Source organism: Pseudomonas huaxiensis, assembly GCF_003231275.1.
GTDB classification, from domain to species: domain Bacteria; phylum Pseudomonadota; class Gammaproteobacteria; order Pseudomonadales; family Pseudomonadaceae; genus Aquipseudomonas; species Aquipseudomonas huaxiensis.
Window position 1 is genome coordinate 198,399 of sequence record NZ_QKVL01000005.1, and the last position, 18,112, is coordinate 216,510.

Here is an 18,112-nt window from a genome sequence, read left to right on the forward strand (position 1 = left end):
ATCTACCTCGAATCCAGTCCTGGGCGGGAGAGCGACGCGCGCCCTCCCCTCGGCTCATCAGCGCACGCCGCGTCCGGCCATGGCTGCCGGGGAAAACTCGGCGGCCTTGTAGCGATCGACGATGGCGTATTGCTGGTCCTTGCCGGTGTAGAGGTTCTGGATAAACCAGGCCCCGGACACCAGGTCGTAGAAGCCCGAGGACAACTGCGCCACGGCCGGCAGGTCAGGCATCACCGACGGCAGCGACCAGAGGGTCTTGGCCAGTTGGCCATTGGCGTCCCAACGATCGCCGAGCATCGCCTGCCAGGTGTCCTCGTCGAGGTAGTAACGGCCCTTCGGCAACTGGTGGCGCTTGCCCGGTGCCAGGTCGGCTTCCACCACCCAGACGCGGTGCAGTTCCCAGCGCACGTAGTCGGGATTGAGGTGGTGCTTGGCGAACAGGTCTTCGGGCTTCGCGGCGGTCTGGATCTTGTTGGTGTTGTAGGGGATGTACATCTCCTGCTTGCCCACCAGCTTCCAGTCGAAGCGGTCCATACGGCCCTGGAACACGCTGAGTTCATCGAACGACATGACCCCGGCGGTGGCCGGCGTCGGCGTGTCGCAACAGGCGTTGGGCAACTTGCGCACACGGCGTTGGCCGGTGAGGTAGACGTGGGCCTGGGACTTGTCGCCGTTGATGTTGGTGCGACCCATGATCTGCTCGCCCGCGCGCAGCGCCGGACCGACGTTGAGCAGGCGGAACAGCCAGTAGTCGCCATCGAAACTGGCGGCGTTGCCATCCGGGTAGTAGTACGGCATCTCCTGGATGGCCTTGCCGTCAGTGGTCATCACCTGGGCGCCGTCGGCGGTCATCAGGTAGTGGCGGAAGTCCATGGCCAGCGAGGTGCCGCGCCAGTTCAACAGGTGGTTCCACATCGCTTCCGCGCCATTTTTCGGCAGCGGGAACGGAATACCGCCATAGGCGTTTTCCGGTACCGGTCCGGCGCTGCTGTCCACCAGCCTGGCCTCGCGGGCGTTCTTCAGGGTGTTGTCATAGACCCATTGCGGCGCGGCGGCAGTGCGGCGGGTCGGGTAGACGTCAATGCGGTAGCTTTCCGGGTAGCGCTTGAACATGGCCTTGGTGCCATCGCTGAGCTTGCCGGCGTACTGGTCCAGGTTCTTCGCGGTGATGCTGTACAGCGGCTTGTCGGCGGTAAAGGGATCGCTGCGCTTGCCGCCCTGTTTGAAGGACGGGTCCACCTTGGTGTAGCCGCCGTCCCAGGCCGGAATGCTGCCGTCGGCGTTGCCGGCACGCTCGGCGCCCATGGGCGTCAGTTGCTTGCCGAGGTCATCGGGGCTGGCGGCCTGGGCCGGTTGCAGGCTCAGGGCCGCGGCGCCGAGCACGGCGACGCAGAAGGTCTTGAGAGAAAAAGGCAAGGTCATGAACGTCCCCTCAGAATGTTGTTTTAACCGAGAAGGCCAGGTAGTCCCGGTCTTTCAGTGCTTGTTTGAAGGTGAACTGCGACAGCGAATTGAGGTTGGTGTCCTCGGGGCCGTAGTAGTGGGTGTAGGTCAGGCCGAAGGTGACCCGGTCGAGGTAGGTGGCGGTGACGCCGATATTCATATCGCCACCGCGGTCGGGGCCGAAACTGCCGACCACCGCCGACTTGCCCATGGGGAAGTAGCTGATGCCCAGCGGTACGCTGAGGTCGATGCCGGGGAACAACTGGCGATACGTCGGGGTGTAGACCAGCTTGAGGCCGACGCCATCGTCGGTGGCGCCGGGGTCCAGCGCGGCGCGGTTCTTGGTCACGCTGAGCAGACGGTTCCAGGCGACCTCGCCCACCAGACTGGCTTCGTTGGCGACAAACGACGGGCCCAGCGAGGCGATCATGTTCAGGTTCAGGTGCGCGGTGCGGCCGACGGCATACAGCGGATGGTCGTCGTTGTCCGCGACCATGCCCGGCGTGACGGTCTGGCCGTTGGACACCAGCGGCATGTTCCAGCGCATCGACGCCTCACCGGCGAAGCTGAATTCATCGAGGCTGGTGGCGAAGCTGGCGCCCAGCGCACGGATATTTTCCGGGTACACCCAGTAGTACTCGCCGATCTGCCCGGTGGCGAAGTTCGGGCCGGTGGCGTTGGGTTTCAGGTACAGCTTGGGCGACTTGTCGTGGTACTGGATCGCATACAGACCGTACTCGACGGTATCCGCGGTGTAGCGCAACTGCAGGCCGCCCTGCCCCGAGCTTTTCGCTTCCTTGTCGTTACCGTGGAAGAACGCCGCCGGGCTGTTCGGGTTGCCACCGAGGAACGCCGGGAACGGTGCGCCGGTAATCAGCCGCTCGTTGCCTTGGCCGATGGTGTCGCTGACCGAGAAATAACTGCCAGCCCCCGGCAGCCGGGTTTCTTCCCACTCGAACTGGTAGTAGGCGCCGAGCGATAGCGCGTCGGTCAGTTGGAAGGTGCCGGAGAGCTGGCTGACCGGGCGAGTGATTTCCTTGAACTGGGTGTTGGGCACCGACACGGCCTTGACCACGTCCACCGGCGCCATGCCGCCGGCAATGCCGTTGGCGCCGAAGAACAGGCTCTCGCCCCAGATCAGCCCGTGACGACCGAGCCGCACCGAGGCGGCGCGGTCCGCCACATCACCGTTCCAGTACACGAACGCATCCAGCAGTTCGGCATCGCCGCCGTGCAGGTGACGGGTGTCGTCGCTGAACTGGTCATACGCCACCGAGCGCACGTTGGCCCGGGACGGATCATTGTTGTCGTTGTCCTTCTGGTACTCGTTGTCGAACCAGCCGGCGCCGCTGAACCGCGCGCCGAAATCGCGGTAACCGATATCCAGTTCGGAGAGGATGTCCAGGCGATTGGAGATCAGGCCCTTGTTGAAATTGCGGTCACCGTCGTCCTGGTTCAGGGCGACCTGGCCAGTGGTGAGTTTGCTGCTCTGGTCCTGGGTGCGCCAGGCGGCGCTGTACTTGAGTGTGTTGTCCCAGCGCAGGCTCAGGTCCGGGTTGCCGGTCTGGATCTCGAACGCCTGGGCGGACGGAAGACCGACGACCAGCGCCGCTGCGAGCGTCAGGGTGAAGGGCGCACGCCGCGATGCGGCGATGGAGCGAATAGCCATCGAACTAACCCTCTTTTATTGTTTTTGTTGGCATTTTTTCTCTGCCACCACCGGCCGGTAAGGCAGCCGGACCGGTACGGTCGAAATGCCGAGGTGGCGCCATCCGGCGGGATAGACCGGGCGACGGGCACAGGTTGACTTGAGCCGCGGGCTCTGACTAATCGCTTGTCGGGATGTGACCTATCGAGCAGCGCGATACCTGAAACGCGCTGTTACACCGGGCGTGAGCGGCCGGATCCATCACCAACCGGGATGCCTGGCATCGGCAATCGCGATACCTGTGCGGCGGGCCATGGCGCCGGGCGTTTGCCGGTTTTCAGGAGAGGACGGGGATTGACGCCGCAAGGGTGCGACGGGAAGGTATCGACAAAACAACTACAAGAACCGTGAGCCATCACCATGCGTTTTCACCACCTGGATCTCAATCTCCTGGTCGCGCTAGATGTGCTGCTGGAAGAGCAGAACATCACCCGCACCGCCGAACGCCTGCACATGACCCAATCGGCCACCAGCGGTGTGCTGGGCCGCCTGCGAACGTTCTTCGAAGACGAATTGCTGGTGCAGGTCGGGCGCAAGATGCAGCCCACACCCTATGCGCTGGAACTGGCGGGGCCGGTGCGTGAAGTGCTGCTGACCATCCGCTCGTCGATCACCGCCAGACCGGTGTTCGACCCTGCCAGCAGCAAGCGGCATTTTCGCCTGGTGACCTCGGATTACCTGATCAGCGTGCTGTTTGCCCAGGTCATTCAGAAGATCCACCAGCAAGCGCCACACATCACCTTCGAGATCATCAGCCCCGGCGACAACAGTGGCGAGCTGCTGATGCGCGGCGAGGTGGACATGATGATTGTCCCCGAGCGCTACATCATCGATGACCATCCCGCGCAGTTGCTGTTCGAGGAAGACCATGTCTGCGTGGTATGGCGCGATAACCCTGCCGTCGGCGACAGCCTGACGCTGGAGCAGTACCTGGAGATGGGGCACATCTCGGTGGGCTTCGGCCGCAACCGGCACCTCAGCATCGAGGACTGGATCATGAACCAGTACGGCGTCAACCGCCGGCTGGAGGTAATCAGCAACGACTTCAACACCCTGCCACAGTTGTTGGTGGGCACCCCTCGCCTGGCGACCATGCACCGCCGCCTGGCCCGGCTCTATGCGCGCTACCTGCCGCTGCGCATCCTGCCCACGCCGATGGAAATTCCGGTGATGCGCGAATTCATGCTGTGGCACCGGAGCATGGAGGGCGACCCCATGCACCGTTGGTTGCGCGAGCGCATTCGCGACTGCATCCAGCGCATCGACCAGCAGGAAGGCGACTGGCTGGCAACCGGCTGAACTGCACTGATCACGGCGCCAGCGTCGGACTGGCGTTCGCCTATCCCGCGGTGCGGGTGCCGTGGAACGACGCGATTCGCCACCCCGCCTCATCCCGTGTCCAGACTTGCGTGGCAAACCCCTCGGCGCGCACCGGCTCGCCACCTCCGCGCTTTTGCAGCAGGTTGCATTGCGGCCCGCTCATCAACGCCAGGCTGTCGCCAAACAGACGCACCACCAGCTCACCCCGCTCCACCGCCAGGTAGCGCACCGCCTGGCGGGCATAGTCCAGGTACTGCGCCTTGTCCTGCACCAGCCCGGTGGTGTGGACATACAGCAGTTCATCGGCAAACAGGCTGTCGAGCCGGGCATGGTCTTCTTCGACCAAGGCGCGCTGGCGTTCGGTTTCCAGACGCAGGAGGTCATCAACGGTATTCATGGGCATTTTCCTTGCGGGGTGATTGGGAGGCGCATCCTCACCTCACCCTCGCCCTGGGGAAAAATCGCCAATCCCCATGCCTGCCATCGCCACTCCCGATACCTGCTTCGGTCCGCCGCTGTATTTCTCCCTCGCCCAGGCGCTGCGCGGCTTGTCGCCAGCTATCAACGGCGTCGATGGTTGGCCATCGACAGCATCTGATGGTGCACCCAAGGACTGGCGCCCTAGCCTGCGGAAAAACAAGACGAGGAGATTCCCAACCATGAGCGCCCTGCACCTGCACTGCTCCACCCTGTTCGATGGCACCGGACTGGACGTCCGCCAGCAGCAGACCCTGATCATCGACAACGGCGTGATCCGCCATGTCGGCCCGACGGCCCAGGCGCCACGACCAGCGGCGGGCGATCGGGAAGTCCGTGGCGATTTCGTCATGCCGGGCCTGGTGGACGTCCACACCCACCTGGCGTTCGGCAACGCGCAGAGCGAGGAAGACATCGACATCTGGACCAGTGACGAATTTCGCGCCTTGCGCGGGCTGTTCTTCTCTCAGCACGTGCTGGCCGCCGGCGTCACGTCCATGATCTGTCCCGGCGACAGCGGTCAACTCAGCATCGCCGTGCGCAACACGGTCAACGCGGGCCTGTTTGACGGGCCGCGGATTGCCGCCAGCAGCCGTGTGATCACCAACCGGCAGAGCCTCAACGACTGGTTCCCGAGCCGCGTCGGTGCACCGGAATATTTCACCGCTGCCCTGGTCACCAGCCGTACCGACGCCATCGCGGAAATCCGCAAGCAGGCCAAGGATGGCGTGGACCTGATCAAGATCGCCATGGACGGCACGCAGCGTCGTCCCAACGGCGAAATCATCGCCGCCTTCACCGCCGACGAAACCCGGGAGATGGTCGAGGAAGCCCACCGCCTCGGTTGCCGCGTGGCCACTCACGCCTACGGCCGCGAGGCCGTGATGTATGCGGCCAAGGCAGGCGTGGACCTGGTCTTCCATGCCTTCTACATGGACGATGCCTGCATCGAGGCACTGCTCGAAGCCGGCACCGTACTGGCTCCGACAATGACCTTCCCGCAGAACACCGTGGACTTTTGCCAGCCCCACGACCCGGCCATCACCACCGGCTACGCCGGTTACTGCGCACGCACTCTGGAAGTCGGTACACCGGTGCTCAAGCGGGCCAAGGCCGCCGGTATCCCCTTTGCCTGCGGCAGCGACAGCGGCTTTGCGGTCACGCCCTACGGCGAATGGCATGCCCGTGAGCTGGAACTGCTGGTCCGCCGCCTGGACTTCACTCCAGCAGAAGCACTGTTTGCCGCAACCAACGTCGGCGCTCGCCTGATGCCCCGTGGCGAAACGCTCGGCACCCTGGAGCCGGGCAAGCAGGCCGACCTGCTGATACTCGACGGCTCGCCGCTGGATGACATCCGCATCCTGCAGGACCGCAACCGCCTGCTGGCCGTCTACAAAGCCGGGGAGCCGGTGAGCCTGCAACGGACCGCCTACAACCCCAAACAAGTGTCGGACTTCAACACCTTGAAGTGGACCGATCTCTACACCCGCAACCGCGTCGCGGAACTCGGCAAATGGAGCCAATGAACATGACCTGCCTCGACGTCGAACACGCCGCGCGCCTGGCCGCGGCCACCCTTCGCCATGCCCGTAACCTGGGCCTGCGCCCAGTGGCTGCGGCGGTACTCGATAGCGCCGGCCACCCGCTGGCGGTGCTGCGCGATGAGCACGCCAGCTTCCTGCGCCCGCAAATCGCCACCGGCAAGGCACGCGGTTGTCTGGGCATGGGCATGGGCGGCCGGGAACTGGCACGCCGGGCCCAGGCGATGCCCGCGTTCTTCGATGCGATCAACAGCCTGACCGATGGCGAGGTGATCCCCGTCGCCGGTGGAATATTGCTGCGCGATGCCGAAGGCCACTTGCTCGGTGCCCTCGGCGTCAGCGGCGATACCTCGGACAACGACGAGCGTTGTGCGCTGCTGGCCATCGCAGAAGTCGGCTTGCACGGCGAGACCGGCGACCCTCAGCCCTGACTCAGCAAGGCGGCTTGCTCCACCAGCACCTGGCGGAACCAGGCCAGCGTCGGGTCGCACGCCTGCTGCGGGTGCCACTGCAGCGCCTGGGAGGCTGGCGGAAAGTCGATGGGCGCCGGCAGCACGCGCAACGGATAACGCCGCGCCAGCGCCTCGGCCTGACGGCGGAAAAGCGTGGCGACCCGTGGGGTTTCAATCACGAACTCCGCCATCAAGGCGAAGCTCTGCACCGTCGCGACCACCCGCCGCTCGATACCGATGTCCCGCAGGTGCTGGGTGTCCAGCGAAAGGCTCTGTCCGTCGGCGAACTCTCGCTGCACATGCTCGGCGGCGCGGTAACCGGCGAGGTCCAGGTCATTGCCCTGTAGCCAGTGCTCGGCGCAGACGATGCAACAGAGTTCGTCATCGAGCAGCGGAATATGGGGATAAGCGGGATTGACCCGCCGTTGCGGCACGATCACCAGATCACTGCGGCGATACTCCAGCGCTTCGGCCACCTGGTCGCCGTCGCGCGGCAGTGACAAGTCCCGCACCACCAGCGATGCGCCGGGCGCCAGGCGGCGTAATTCGCGGCTGACAGCGGGTATCAGCGTCGCCGCCACATAGTCCGACGCCACCAGGGTGAAACGCCGTTCACAGCGGGCAGGATCGAAGTCGGCGGTGGTTTCCACGAGTTCGCCGGCCAGGTCGAGAACATCGCGCACCTTGGGTGCCAACTGACGCGCCAACGGGGTGAGCTGCAGGCCACGACCGAGGGGAACCAGCAACGGGTCCTGAAAATGCTCGCGCAGCCGCGCCAGTGCGGCACTGGTTGCCGACTGGCCGAGGTTCAGGCGCTGGGCCGCTCTGCTGACGCTGCATTCTTCCAGCAGCACATTCAAAGCGACCAGCAGGTTCAGATCGAGACGACGGTAGCGCATGGGCGACTTATACCCTGACGGTTAGCCGCGCGCGCGCCTGTTTCGCGCTGCCAGGTATCGCGACAGGCGATACCTGGGCTCAGCACCGCCAGCCAGGACTCACCAGATTTTCAGGGTGTAGTCGATATTGATCCGGGTTTCGTTATCACTTCTGAAGGTCGAACCCGCGTCCTGCTGATTTCGGTAGAACGCTTCCCTGACCCGAAACACCAGGTCTTTGGCCGGCCCGGACTGTATGACATAGGCCAGCTCGAAATCCTTCGACGACTCTTTGAGGTCGCGGCCGCCCAAGGCCGGCAGGTCGATGCTGTCGCCGTGCAGGTAACGCATCATTCCGGTCAGCCCCGGAATGCCGACGCCGGCAAAGTCATAGTCATACCTGACCGCCCAGGTGCGTTCGCCAGGGTTGACGAAGTCCGCGCTCATGGTGCCGTCGCTGAGCACGGCAGGCTCTCCGCCGGCGATATAAGGGAACGCACTGTCGCCAAACTGGCGCATGTGGCCCACTCCCAGGCTGTGAGCGCCCCACCGATAACTGAACATGCCGCCAACGTTCAGGTTGTCGATGCTGCCGGCCTTGGCCCGACCATCCTCCCGACTGTTGAAGACCCGGATATCAGACTTGAACGTGCCCTCTCCCATCGGTGCCAGGTGGAGCACGCCGAGGAAGTCCTGGGTGTAGATGTCATCCAGTTCGGCCCGCAGCAGGCGCAAGGTGAGATTGGTCGCTGGCCGGTACTCCCCGCCATAGAAATCGAAACGCTCGGAGGTGGCGCCAGGGCGGAAGCGACCGTTCGGCGAGGCCAGCCCGATAGGCCCGTAGTCGGTGGAGTCGCGCAGGTTCACCCGGTCCATTCGCCCTACGTGAATCGTCACTCCGTCCCACTCATCGGAGATCAAGTACGCACCACGGAAGGATTGGGGCAGCAGACGAGCCGGGCTCGCGGTTATCACAGGCAAGGACGGAAACTGAGTGCCTATCGACAGCTTGCTCTTCGAAACCTTGGCTTTGAACGTAATGCCCAGTTCGGAGTATTCATCCCGGGCCTCTCGCGTTACCGGGTTGTAGGAGAGCAGTTGGGTTGCCGTGCGATCAGGCGAGGAGTCGAGCTTGAGCCCCAGCAGGCCGGTCGCATCCAGGCCGAAACCCACGGTTCCCTCAGTGAAGCCGGAGCTGGCTTTGAGGATGAATCCCTGAGCCCACTCACGCGCAGCCGGGTAAGGCGATTCGCCCTTGTAGTCGCGGTCCAGGTAAAAATTGCGAGCAGTGAGCGTCGCACTGCTGTTGTCGATGAAACCGGCGCTCGCACTTTGCGCCAGCAGGCCCAGGAGGATGCCCCAGCCGACAGGCATGAGGGCAGAAACGGGAGTATTCATTCAGCGTCACCTTATTGTTGTTATTGGTGATGGACTCAGGAGGCGAGCGGGTGCACAGCGGGTAGCGGCGAACGCCTTTGCATCAGCCACACGGCAATGGCCGCGACAAGGAATGCGCTGGCGAACAGAAGGTAGAGATCGGCTGGCTGCCAATGGGCGTCGATCAGTCCGCCCGCCACCAGGGGAGACAGGATGGCCCCGATCCTGCCCACGCCGATTCCCCAGCCAAGCGCCGTGACGCGCTGTTCGGGCCCGTAGATACCGGGGGTAAGCGCGTAAAGACCGGCGACACAGCCATTCACCAGCACGCCGATCATCAGCACCAGAACAAACGCTACGTTGAGGTTGGACGTGAAGTGAACGAAGACCGCAAGCAAGAGTGCGTTGAGTATCAGGTAGCTCATCAGGACCCGGGACAGTCGATACCGCGCCGCCAGCAGTCCGATCAGGGACGTTCCGACGATACCGCCCAGATTCAGCAGCACCCCGCCGGTGATGCCCTGCTGGTTGGACAGCCCTGCGGAAACCAGCAGCTTGGGCGTCCAGCTCATGACGAAGTAAAAGCCGAACATGACCAGGAAAAAGCCCGCCCAGACCAGCAAGGTCGAACGCAACAGCTCTTTCGAGAAAAGCGCCGTGAAGCCTGACGAAGCCAGGGCAAGCGCGGCAGGCTTGGGCAGATCCTCGACCGGTTCGATGCCAGTGCGGCGCAGTAGCCGGTTGACCCTGCTCCACGCATCACGGGGCTGGCGTGCCAGCAAGTAGGCGATGGACTCAGGCAGCAGGAAATACATCACCGGCAACGTCAGCAATGTGGCGATGCCGCCATACAGGAACACCGAGCGCCAGCCTGCATCGGGAATGATCTGCGCAGCGAAGATCCCGCCTAGCGTGGCACCCAGTGCGTAAGCCGTGGATTGCAGGCTGATGGCCAGGCTTCGCCATTTCTTGTTGGCGTACTCGCCGGCGATCACATAGCTGCTCGCAAGGATGCCGCCGATTCCCAGCCCGGTGAGCAAGCGCAGCGCACCCAGCATGGTCACCGAAGATGCCTGGGACGAAGCCAGCATTCCGATGCCTGCGACCGAGATGCACAGCAGGATCAACGGACGGCGCCCAAAGCGGTCGGCCCAAGGCGCGATGAACAACGAGCCGAGTGCCATTCCGACCAGCCCGGCACTCAGTAGATAGCCTATTTCGATCCCGCTGAGCCCCCATTCGCTGGACACTGAGGACGCGGTAAATGCCATGACCAGCACATCGAACCCATCAAGCATGTTGATCAGAAAACACAGGGAAACGACCAGCCACTGGAAGCGGCACATGTCCTTACTGTCCAGTTGTTCGGCGATAGGCTGATTCATTGTTTTGCCTCCCGGTTACGAGAGCCGAAGGGATTGTTGCGGGCGACCGTAATCACCCTGCGATGGAGGGAACGTGAGATTTGCATTGGAGACCTTCTTGTTTTTCTTATGTGTGCAACGCAAGGGCTCGGCCTGGATCGCCGAGCGTGGATGGCTGCCGGTCAATGCCACATCTGATCGACAGCCAGAGACGCGGATCAACCCGAACCCGGCATCCTGTGCGGGTCGATCCCCATCAGGCAGACGCCTGGCGTAGCTGCTCGATGATCTTGCGTGCGCGGTTGGCACCGACATCCACATGGATATCGATCATCGGCCGAGGGCCGAAACCGAGCATGTTCTTGTACTGGGCCTCGATCACCACCTTGTCTTCGTCGAACGTCATCTCGGTCTGCTCTACGACCTTGGCTTTGATCGCTTCGACATTGCTTTTGGGGTTGGTCGCAATGGTCCAGAAGTAATGGCTGGTCGTCTCGGTCTCTGGCGTCACACCATGGAAACCGCGCATGTGGAAACCGCCACGACGCGGGTCGTCGAGGGCCTCCGTTCCGGCATCGACCGCGCCGGTCCAAATGCGCAGATGCGTGACCAGAAATTCGATCTCCTGCCAGCGATCGACCTTGTCCTTGAAGGGATACGCCGCACTGTAGGTCGGTGGCGGCTGCGACCCGGGCATATGGCGGACCACTCTCACCGAGGTGTCATCGCTGTCAACCCGCATCTGCGCATTCATGTGCACGCTGGCGTTGCCGCCGATGGTCCGCAGATGCACGTAGCCCAGGTGGCTCAGGTCCAGCAGGTTGTCGTGGATCAGTTGATACGGCGCATCGTAGTGATAGATGCCGCCTTCGAAGACGTACTCACCGCTGCTGTGAACCTCGTAAGCCGGTGGCTCGATCGTTGGCTGTGGCTGCGAGGCACTGCCGAACCAGATCCAGATGATCTGGTCGCGCTCTTGAACGGGATACGCCAGGACCCTGGCCTTGCTCGGAACCTTCGCCTGGCCCGGCACTTCAAGACACTGCCCCATGGCGTCGAACAAAAGGCCGTGATAGCCGCAACGCAGGCCTTGTTCCTCCAGCGTTCCACTGGACAGCGGAAGCGCCCGGTGACAGCAGCGATCCTCCAGTGCGGCGGCCTTGCCATCAGCGGTGCGGAACAGCACCACCGGCTTGCCCAGCAACGTCCGGCCAAGCGGTTTGTCCTTGAGTTCCCAGGCGAAGCCGGCGACGTACCATTGGTTCAGCGGGAACTTCGGTTCTTCGGCGGTCGCGCCAACCTCATAGGCAAGGGCCTGAGCATGCGATGCACTCATAACGATTTCCTTCATCGGTTTCTTGTTGGGGTTCACAGGTCCAGCACCAGGCGCGGACTGTTCGAGCGTGAGCAGCAAGGGGTGAAACTGTCGTTGCGGGCGTGTTCCGCAGCAGTCATGAACTGATCGCGATGGTCAGGCTCACCAGCCAGCACCCCTGTCATGCAGGCGCCGCAGATGCCCTGCTCACAGGAGCTTTCAATTTCGATAGCGTTCTCCAGCAGCACCTCAAGGACGGTCTGCTTGGCAGGAATGGTGAGCACACGACCGGAACGCGCGAGTTCGACTTCAAATGCACGGTCGCCCTCAAGCACTTGGGGTGGTGCGGCGAAGTCCTCACGATGGATCTGCTGATCGCTCCAGCCGCAGGACTGAGCCGTGGACTGCACATGCGCCATGAAGCCCGCGGGGCCGCACACATAAAGCTGGTCACCCGCCGAAGGGCACGCGAGCACTTGCGCCGCGTTGAACCGCTGCTCGACAGGGCCGTCGTCCACATGCAACCGAAGGTGGTGACTGAAAGGCGGACTGCTCAATAACTCAACAAAGGCCAGGCGTTGCGCCGAACGCCCGCAGTAATGCAGTTCGAAATCCTTGCCGGCGGCAATCAGGGCATGGGCCATGGCCAGGATCGGCGTGATGCCGATGCCGCCCGCAAACAGCAGATAGCGCTCCCCCGTCAGATCGAGGTCGAACAGGTTTCTGGGCGTGCCGATTGTGAGCCGGGCACCCTGCCCCACCTCCAGGTGCATGCCCCTTGACCCACCACGCGATTCGGCCTCAAAGAGCACGGCAATCATGTAACGACCTTGCTCCTGCGGGGAATTGCACAGCGAATACTGCCGAACCACACCTGGCGCAACGTGAACATCGACATGCGAACCCGCAGTGAACGCGGGCAATGCGGCCCCATTCACGGCGAGCAGTTCGAAGCTGCAAACGCCGTCGGCTTCGATGATTTTCTGTGACACACAAACTTCGAGCATGAGCCTGCCCTCACCACGGTTATGCAGTGTTTGAAAAATGAGTACGGAAATGCCGGGCACACCGGCGAGAGAGCGGGGGTTTACGGATCAGGCAGGAACGAAGGGCACAGGCGAGTCATGACACGGAACCTCTGGTTTTTGTTGTAGTGTCGCGTGCGCTTATGATGCGGACGCGTAATCCTCAGGTGATTTTCATCCTAGCCATTTTAGTTGCGGTGTCAACTAATTTCATTTCACTGCACTGCACGGGTACCTTTCCTGCCATGCCACACACGCCACTGAATCTGGATCGCTACGTACCGGCGCTGCTGACCTTCCTGACCAACAAAATGTCGAGCGGCGCATCAGCCTGCTACCGCAAGCATTTCGGGATTGGCATCGTCGAATGGCGACTGCTGGCGATGCTCGCGGTTGAAAACAACATCAGCGCAAACCGCATGGTTCAGGTCATCGGACTGGACAAGAGCGCCATCAGCCGGGCGCTGCAAACCCTGGAACGGGATGGGCACGTATCGACTGAGGTGGATGCAAAGGATGCGCGCCGCTATACCGTCTCGCTCACGACTGCGGGACGTGAGCTGCATGATCGGGTACTGGTCACCGCGCTGGAGCGGGAGCGCTTGTTGCTGGGGGATCTGACAGAAACAGAGGTGGAAACACTCATCGGTTTTCTGCACCGGATGACTGCTCAGTTGGACAAGGTGAATGCGGTGGAGCCGGAGGAGTGAAATCGAGATGGTGTCCCAGGGCCGGTTCGAACGGCCAACCTTCCCCTTAGGAGGGGGATGCTCTATCCAATTGAGCTACTGGGACACAAGCCGGCAGCGGACGCCGCGCGGCGGAAGGCGTGCATGTTAACCAGCAGGGAGCTATTTGTCATGCCGTGAATCGGGCTTTTTGCCTGCCGACGTCACGTCGCGTGCAGGACGGATCGTGCATTCTGCAACAAAGCATAAAGCCATCATTGCAGGATGCACGAAGCCTTCAGCCAGAAAATCAATTAACTCATTGATTTAAAAGGAAAAATTTAAACATTTCGATTGGCACGACAACTGCTGGATCAACCACAATGGAATGTATTGATCCCACAGCCCCGGAACCCACGCCATGAATCACGTCCTCATTGCCTTGAACGCCCTTGCCCTGACGGCCGTGATCGGGTTGAACCTCATGCCCTCGACAACCTCTGTCGACACGGTGAATTACCAAACCTCGATGCAGCCGAGCCGTGCAGTTCTGGGTGAGACGCCGCAGCAGTCCGCTACTCCGGTCGCGGAACACACGCTCTCCTTCTAAGCGGCGCCGATTTCCACCTCTCGCAGTATCGCGACCAGGCGCTGCACGGCAGCGTCCAGCGTTGTCGAATTATCCAGCAGATAAATGCCCTCATCGAACTGACCTGCAATCCGCAGGTTGCGCGCCAGTCGATCCTCGATTTCTTCGACGCCTTCCCGGGCGCGGCGCAGCAGTCGCTCTCTCAAGACTTCTGCAGACACCGCCAGAAGAATCGGCACCAGGTCAGGATACTTCGCACGCGCCGCCAGCAAATGGGCACGGGACCCGTTGACCAGTACCGACCGGCCTTCAGCAAGCCAGGTATCGATCTCCACAGGGATGCCGTACGAAAGGCCATTGGCCTGCCAATCCAGCGCGAAAGCCCCATTCGAACGTAGCGTGGCGAACTGCCATGGCGATACACTATGTGCCACTTCGCCCACCGCCTCGGCGGAACGAGTAATGACGCGTCGGGCGACAGCCACCCCCAACGCCTGCAACGCAGGTCGTGCGTGATCAATCACACTGTCCTTGCCAGACCCGGAGGGTCCCATCAGGTAGATCAACCTGCCGTGGGCGGCCAACGGGTCGTCGCCCCTTGCGTCATGCTGCATAGCCACTATGCTCATAGATAGGAAAGCCCGCGCATTCTAGGCGCTTTCCATGACCTTTTCGCCTGTTGCTGATGGCAGGTAAAAAGGTGTCTGAAGCGGGTAAGTGGCCGACACAAAACTTTTCAAACCAGTACTCATTTCTGATAATTGGTACTGGCAAAAAGCCTCCACCCGGTTCAATATTTGTCACAGAATTGACGCCAAGGAACCGGCGACAATGAGGCATCATAACGGCCTCATTCACAATTCAGGTTGAACATTTGACCGTGATGATGGTCGTAGTCTCATCGCGCGGCCAATTTCAAGAACCGCTTCCCCTGAACTAAACCGGTCAATTATATGCGCCCAATGAAACAGGCTATCTACTCAAGCCGCACCGCAGACAAATTCGTCGTCCGCCTACCCGACGGAATGCGTGAGCGCATTGCCGAGGTTGCGCGTAACCATCACCGCAGCATGAACTCCGAGATCATTGCCCGCCTGGAACAGAGCCTTATCCAGGAAGGCGCACTGGGCGACGAGCTGAGCATGCGCCTGGACAGCCCGGAACTGTCCCTGCATGAACGCGAGCTGCTGCAACGCTTCCGTCAACTGTCCCATCGCCAGCAAAACGCCCTGGTTGCTCTGATCGCCCACGACGTAGAGATGGCAGCGGACGCTTCCTGACCCTCTTTCTTCCTGAACCCGCTTCAGAACAAAACGCCCGGCGCACTGCATCGGGCGTTTTGCTTTTCAGCGCTCACAAAAAAGCCAGCATTTCTGCTGGCTTTCTTTTGCTTCAGTTGGGCGTTACAGCAGGAACACTGTGGCCAGACCGAGGAAGATGAAGAAGCCGCCACTGTCGGTCACTGCGGTAATCATCACGCTGGAGCCCATGGCAGGATCTCGTCCGAGGCGTACCAGGGTCATCGGAATGAGTACACCCATAAGCGCCGCCAGCAACAGGTTGAGCGTCATCGCCGCCATCATCACCAGGCCCAGCGACCAGCTGCTATACAGCAGGAAGGCGACTACTCCGATTACCCCGCCCCAGATCAGGCCGTTGAGCAGCGAGACCGCCAGCTCCTTGCGCATCAAGCGCGTGGTGTTGCCGGGGCTGACCTGATCCAGCGCCATGGCCCGCACGATCATGGTGATGGTCTGGTTACCGGAGTTACCACCAATACCGGCCACGATCGGCATCAATGCCGCCAGTGCCACCAGCTTCTCGATCGAACCCTCGAACAGGCCAATCACCCGCGAGGCAAGGAAGGCAGTGATGAGGTTGATCGCCAGCCAGGCCCAGCGGTTACGCAAAGAACGCCAGACCGATGCGAAGATATCTTCTTCTTCGCGCAGACCCGCCATGTTCAGCACTTCGCTTTCGCTTTCTTCGCGAATCAGGTCGACCATCTCGTCGATGGTCAGACGGCCAATCAGGCGGTCGTTCTTGTCGACTACGGGCGCCGATACCAGGTCATAACGTTCGAACGCCTGGGCCGCGTCATAGGCGTCCTCGTCCGGGTGGAAGCTGACCGGGTCGCTGGCCATTACTTCGGAAACCTGCTTGTCCGGGTCGTTGACCAGCAAGCGCTTGATCGGCAGCACGCCTTTGAGGATGCCGTCGTAATCGACCACGAAGAGCTTGTCGGTATGTCCGGGCAACTCCTTGAGCCGGCGCAGGTAACGCAGAACCACTTCCAGGCTGACGTCTTCGCGGATGGTGACCATCTCGAAGTCCATCAACGCACCCACCTGCTCCTCGTCGTAGCTCAGGGCTGAGCGCACACGCTCACGCTGCTGGCCATCGAGGGTTTCCATCAACTCATGGACAACGTCGCGGGGCAGTTCAGGGGCGAGGTCGGCGAGTTCGTCGGCGTCCATTTCCTTGGCGGCGGCGAGCAACTCATGATCGTCCATGTCGGCGATCAGGGTTTCACGCACCGCGTCGGATACTTCGAGGAGAATGTCGCCGTCTCGCTCAGCCTTGACCAACTGCCAGACCGTCAGGCGATCGTCGAGGGGCAATGCTTCGAGAATGTGGGCAACGTCGGCGGAGTGCAGGTCATCAAGCTTGCGTTGCAGCTCGACCAGATTCTGCCGGTGAACCAGGTTTTCTACCCGGTCTTGATGATGGCCTTCCTGGCGGTGAGTGAGATCCTCAACCACGCGCTGGCGGTGCAGCAACTCGACCACTTGGGCCAGGCGATCCTGCAGGCTATCTTGCGTCTTTTTTACTTCGACTTCAGTCATAGGCGAACTCCACTCCCAGCAGCGGAGCACGCCGGGAGATCAATCAGTCACATCGTGATTGGCAAAACGAGCTATTGAGTAACTACTGGGTAAGTCCATGGTGGTATTCCACAAGCCCCGGCGGGGCTGACGGGCGCAATCATACACCGCTTGAGCTGCCAGGGGCTGAAAATATCGGCGAAAACAATCGTTTGCGAAAATGACCGAAGCAAACGCCCGAATCCATCAATGCGACGGCAGGCACCCGAAAAAGAGCACATGCGCTAACTAAAAATTAGCACGCCCTATCGACTGCTCGATGACATTTTATTAATCGGAGAAATAATCGCGGAAAACAAAAAGCCCGCCATTAAGGCGGGCTCTTCGTTATATGGTGCACTCGACAGGATTCGAACCTGTGACCGCTCGGTTCGTAGCCGAGTACTCTATCCAGCTGAGCTACGAGTGCAGGGTGGTACTTGATGGACCAGATCACCTCTGGTTGAAGCAGAAGCAACTTCCTGCTGGAAACCGCTTCTTTATATGGTGCACTCGACAGGATTCGAACCTGTGACCGCTCGGTTCGTAGCCGAGTACTCTATCCAGCTGAGCTACGAGTGCATTTGAAGCCGCGCATTATAGTTCGCTTAATCGTTTTTACAAGTGCTTTTTCGTTTAATTTCAACGACTTAGCAATTTGAATCAGATTACAGCGCCCTACATTAATAATGGCGGAGAAGGGGGGATTCGAACCCCCGATACCCTTGTGAGGTATACTCCCTTAGCAGGGGAGCGCCTTCGGCCACTCGGCCACCTCTCCGCAACACGGGGCGTATAATAACCAGAGCTTTCCCCGTTTGCAAACTCTTTTTTGAAAAAAAATCGATAAAAATTAATGGGTTGGTTCTTCGTCCTTCTCTTTCTTGATCCGAAGGTAGATTTCCTCACGGTGTACGGCCACTTCCTTGGGGGCGTTCACGCCGATCCGCACTTGATTTCCTTTGACGCCGAGCACGGTCACGGTGATTTCGCCATCGCCAATAATCAGGCTCTCTGCGCACCGACGAGTCAGAATCAACATACCTTTCTCCTCACGCAATTCAGTTCAGGGACAACAGTCTGCAAAAAAA

General features: G+C 61.2%; 17 protein-coding genes and 4 tRNA genes. 6 read left to right on the plus strand and 15 right to left on the minus strand.

The window, feature by feature from the left end:
• Nucleotides 1–57: 57 nt before the first annotated feature.
• Nucleotides 58–1,422 (minus strand): DUF1329 domain-containing protein, encoded by a 1,365-nt coding sequence (locus DM374_RS08860; protein WP_110969512.1) that lies wholly within the window; start codon nucleotides 1,420–1,422, stop codon nucleotides 58–60.
• 10 nt (nucleotides 1,423–1,432) lie between these two features.
• Complete coding sequence (locus DM374_RS08865; protein ID WP_110969513.1) at nucleotides 1,433–3,112, minus strand: DUF1302 domain-containing protein; 1,680 nt, start codon at nucleotides 3,110–3,112, stop codon at nucleotides 1,433–1,435.
• Nucleotides 3,113–3,511: 399 nt separating this feature from the next.
• On the opposite strand from DM374_RS08865, the gene DM374_RS08870 reads away from it, so the two are divergent.
• Nucleotides 3,512–4,450 (plus strand): LysR family transcriptional regulator, encoded by a 939-nt coding sequence (locus DM374_RS08870; RefSeq protein WP_110969514.1) that lies wholly within the window; start codon nucleotides 3,512–3,514, stop codon nucleotides 4,448–4,450.
• A gap of 40 nt (nucleotides 4,451–4,490) precedes the next feature.
• On the opposite strand, the gene DM374_RS08875 is transcribed toward DM374_RS08870, so the two are convergent.
• Nucleotides 4,491–4,868, minus strand: coding sequence for a nuclear transport factor 2 family protein (locus tag DM374_RS08875; RefSeq protein ID WP_110969515.1), 378 nt, complete (start codon nucleotides 4,866–4,868; stop codon nucleotides 4,491–4,493).
• Nucleotides 4,869–5,130: 262 nt separating this feature from the next.
• On the opposite strand from DM374_RS08875, the gene DM374_RS08880 reads away from it, so the two are divergent.
• Both DM374_RS08880 and DM374_RS08885 read left to right on the plus strand, forming a co-directional pair.
• The gene (locus DM374_RS08880) at nucleotides 5,131–6,474 is read left to right on the plus strand and encodes a metal-dependent hydrolase family protein (RefSeq protein ID WP_110969516.1); all 1,344 of its coding nucleotides are present in this window, start codon (nucleotides 5,131–5,133) and stop codon (nucleotides 6,472–6,474) included.
• A 2-nt stretch (nucleotides 6,475–6,476) separates the two neighbouring features.
• Nucleotides 6,477–6,920 carry a GlcG/HbpS family heme-binding protein gene (locus DM374_RS08885; protein WP_110969517.1) on the plus strand — a complete coding sequence of 148 codons (444 nt, stop codon included), beginning with the start codon at nucleotides 6,477–6,479 and terminating at the stop codon, nucleotides 6,918–6,920.
• Here the strand turns inward: DM374_RS08885 and DM374_RS08890 are convergent.
• The 5 genes from DM374_RS08890 to DM374_RS08910 form a co-directional block, all read right to left on the minus strand.
• Nucleotides 6,911–7,840 carry a LysR family transcriptional regulator gene (locus tag DM374_RS08890; protein WP_110969518.1) on the minus strand — a complete coding sequence of 310 codons (930 nt, stop codon included), beginning with the start codon at nucleotides 7,838–7,840 and terminating at the stop codon, nucleotides 6,911–6,913. The two genes, DM374_RS08885 and DM374_RS08890, sit on opposite strands and share 10 nt — an antisense overlap.
• A gap of 99 nt (nucleotides 7,841–7,939) precedes the next feature.
• The gene (locus DM374_RS08895; RefSeq protein ID WP_110969519.1) at nucleotides 7,940–9,217 is read right to left on the minus strand and encodes an OprD family porin; all 1,278 of its coding nucleotides are present in this window, start codon (nucleotides 9,215–9,217) and stop codon (nucleotides 7,940–7,942) included.
• Between the two features lie 35 nt (nucleotides 9,218–9,252).
• Nucleotides 9,253–10,581 carry an MFS transporter gene (locus tag DM374_RS08900; RefSeq protein ID WP_110969520.1) on the minus strand — a complete coding sequence of 443 codons (1,329 nt, stop codon included), beginning with the start codon at nucleotides 10,579–10,581 and terminating at the stop codon, nucleotides 9,253–9,255.
• Between the two features lie 235 nt (nucleotides 10,582–10,816).
• Nucleotides 10,817–11,896 (minus strand): aromatic ring-hydroxylating dioxygenase subunit alpha, encoded by a 1,080-nt coding sequence (locus tag DM374_RS08905; protein WP_110969521.1) that lies wholly within the window; start codon nucleotides 11,894–11,896, stop codon nucleotides 10,817–10,819.
• Nucleotides 11,897–11,928: 32 nt separating this feature from the next.
• Complete coding sequence (locus DM374_RS08910; protein WP_110969522.1) at nucleotides 11,929–12,882, minus strand: PDR/VanB family oxidoreductase; 954 nt, start codon at nucleotides 12,880–12,882, stop codon at nucleotides 11,929–11,931.
• Between the two features lie 161 nt (nucleotides 12,883–13,043).
• Here DM374_RS08910 and DM374_RS08915 point away from each other — a divergent pair, with 161 nt between their 5' ends.
• Nucleotides 13,044–13,610 (plus strand): MarR family winged helix-turn-helix transcriptional regulator, encoded by a 567-nt coding sequence (locus tag DM374_RS08915; protein WP_318531808.1) that lies wholly within the window; start codon nucleotides 13,044–13,046, stop codon nucleotides 13,608–13,610.
• An 8-nt stretch (nucleotides 13,611–13,618) separates the two neighbouring features.
• Here the strand turns inward: DM374_RS08915 and DM374_RS08920 are convergent.
• Nucleotides 13,619–13,695, minus strand: a tRNA-Arg gene (locus DM374_RS08920).
• 294 nt (nucleotides 13,696–13,989) lie between these two features.
• Between DM374_RS08920 and DM374_RS08925 the strand changes: the two genes are divergently transcribed.
• Nucleotides 13,990–14,178 carry a hypothetical protein gene (locus DM374_RS08925; RefSeq protein WP_110969524.1) on the plus strand — a complete coding sequence of 63 codons (189 nt, stop codon included), beginning with the start codon at nucleotides 13,990–13,992 and terminating at the stop codon, nucleotides 14,176–14,178.
• Here the strand turns inward: DM374_RS08925 and phnN are convergent.
• Nucleotides 14,175–14,771 (minus strand): phosphonate metabolism protein/1,5-bisphosphokinase (PRPP-forming) PhnN, encoded by a 597-nt coding sequence (phnN, locus tag DM374_RS08930; protein ID WP_110969525.1) that lies wholly within the window; start codon nucleotides 14,769–14,771, stop codon nucleotides 14,175–14,177. The genes DM374_RS08925 and phnN overlap by 4 nt on opposite strands.
• Nucleotides 14,772–15,110: 339 nt before the next feature.
• Between phnN and DM374_RS08940 the strand changes: the two genes are divergently transcribed.
• Nucleotides 15,111–15,437: an Arc family DNA-binding protein gene (locus DM374_RS08940; protein WP_003254499.1), complete on the plus strand. Its 327-nt coding sequence runs from the start codon at nucleotides 15,111–15,113 to the stop codon at nucleotides 15,435–15,437.
• Between the two features lie 123 nt (nucleotides 15,438–15,560).
• Here the strand turns inward: DM374_RS08940 and mgtE are convergent, their stop codons facing one another.
• The 5 genes from mgtE to csrA all read right to left on the minus strand — a co-directional run bounded on the left by mgtE (nucleotide 15,561) and on the right by csrA (nucleotide 18,063).
• Entirely contained in the window at nucleotides 15,561–17,003 is a 1,443-nt protein-coding gene (gene mgtE, locus DM374_RS08945; protein ID WP_110969527.1) for a magnesium transporter, read from the minus strand.
• Between the two features lie 371 nt (nucleotides 17,004–17,374).
• Nucleotides 17,375–17,451 (minus strand) — tRNA-Arg (locus DM374_RS08950).
• A gap of 75 nt (nucleotides 17,452–17,526) precedes the next feature.
• Nucleotides 17,527–17,603 (minus strand) — tRNA-Arg (locus DM374_RS08955).
• A 108-nt stretch (nucleotides 17,604–17,711) separates the two neighbouring features.
• Nucleotides 17,712–17,802, minus strand: a tRNA-Ser gene (locus DM374_RS08960).
• A gap of 72 nt (nucleotides 17,803–17,874) precedes the next feature.
• Nucleotides 17,875–18,063: a carbon storage regulator CsrA gene (csrA, locus tag DM374_RS08965; protein WP_010226667.1), complete on the minus strand. Its 189-nt coding sequence runs from the start codon at nucleotides 18,061–18,063 to the stop codon at nucleotides 17,875–17,877.
• Nucleotides 18,064–18,112: the final 49 nt, after the last annotated feature.

Bases quoted from the DNA above. Each gene is read 5' to 3' on its own strand.
- DM374_RS08910 (WP_110969522.1), bottom strand. From the start codon at position 12,882: ATGCTCGAAGTTTGTGTGTCACAGAAAATCATCGAAGCCGACGGCGTT.
- DM374_RS08885 (WP_110969517.1), top strand. From the start codon at position 6,477: ATGACCTGCCTCGACGTCGAACACGCCGCGCGCCTGGCCGCGGCCACC.
- DM374_RS08940 (WP_003254499.1), top strand. From the start codon at position 15,111: ATGCGCCCAATGAAACAGGCTATCTACTCAAGCCGCACCGCAGACAAA.
- DM374_RS08895 (WP_110969519.1), bottom strand. From the start codon at position 9,217: ATGAATACTCCCGTTTCTGCCCTCATGCCTGTCGGCTGGGGCATCCTC.
- DM374_RS08900 (WP_110969520.1), bottom strand. From the start codon at position 10,581: ATGAATCAGCCTATCGCCGAACAACTGGACAGTAAGGACATGTGCCGC.
- DM374_RS08865 (WP_110969513.1), bottom strand. From the start codon at position 3,112: ATGGCTATTCGCTCCATCGCCGCATCGCGGCGTGCGCCCTTCACCCTG.
- DM374_RS08890 (WP_110969518.1), bottom strand. From the start codon at position 7,840: ATGCGCTACCGTCGTCTCGATCTGAACCTGCTGGTCGCTTTGAATGTG.
- DM374_RS08875 (WP_110969515.1), bottom strand. From the start codon at position 4,868: ATGAATACCGTTGATGACCTCCTGCGTCTGGAAACCGAACGCCAGCGC.
- DM374_RS08880 (WP_110969516.1), top strand. From the start codon at position 5,131: ATGAGCGCCCTGCACCTGCACTGCTCCACCCTGTTCGATGGCACCGGA.
- mgtE (WP_110969527.1), bottom strand. From the start codon at position 17,003: ATGACTGAAGTCGAAGTAAAAAAGACGCAAGATAGCCTGCAGGATCGC.
- csrA (WP_010226667.1), bottom strand. From the start codon at position 18,063: ATGTTGATTCTGACTCGTCGGTGCGCAGAGAGCCTGATTATTGGCGAT.
- DM374_RS08925 (WP_110969524.1), top strand. From the start codon at position 13,990: ATGAATCACGTCCTCATTGCCTTGAACGCCCTTGCCCTGACGGCCGTG.
- DM374_RS08870 (WP_110969514.1), top strand. From the start codon at position 3,512: ATGCGTTTTCACCACCTGGATCTCAATCTCCTGGTCGCGCTAGATGTG.
- DM374_RS08905 (WP_110969521.1), bottom strand. From the start codon at position 11,896: ATGAGTGCATCGCATGCTCAGGCCCTTGCCTATGAGGTTGGCGCGACC.
- phnN (WP_110969525.1), bottom strand. From the start codon at position 14,771: ATGCAGCATGACGCAAGGGGCGACGACCCGTTGGCCGCCCACGGCAGG.
- DM374_RS08915 (WP_318531808.1), top strand. From the start codon at position 13,044: ATGATGCGGACGCGTAATCCTCAGGTGATTTTCATCCTAGCCATTTTA.
- DM374_RS08860 (WP_110969512.1), bottom strand. From the start codon at position 1,422: ATGACCTTGCCTTTTTCTCTCAAGACCTTCTGCGTCGCCGTGCTCGGC.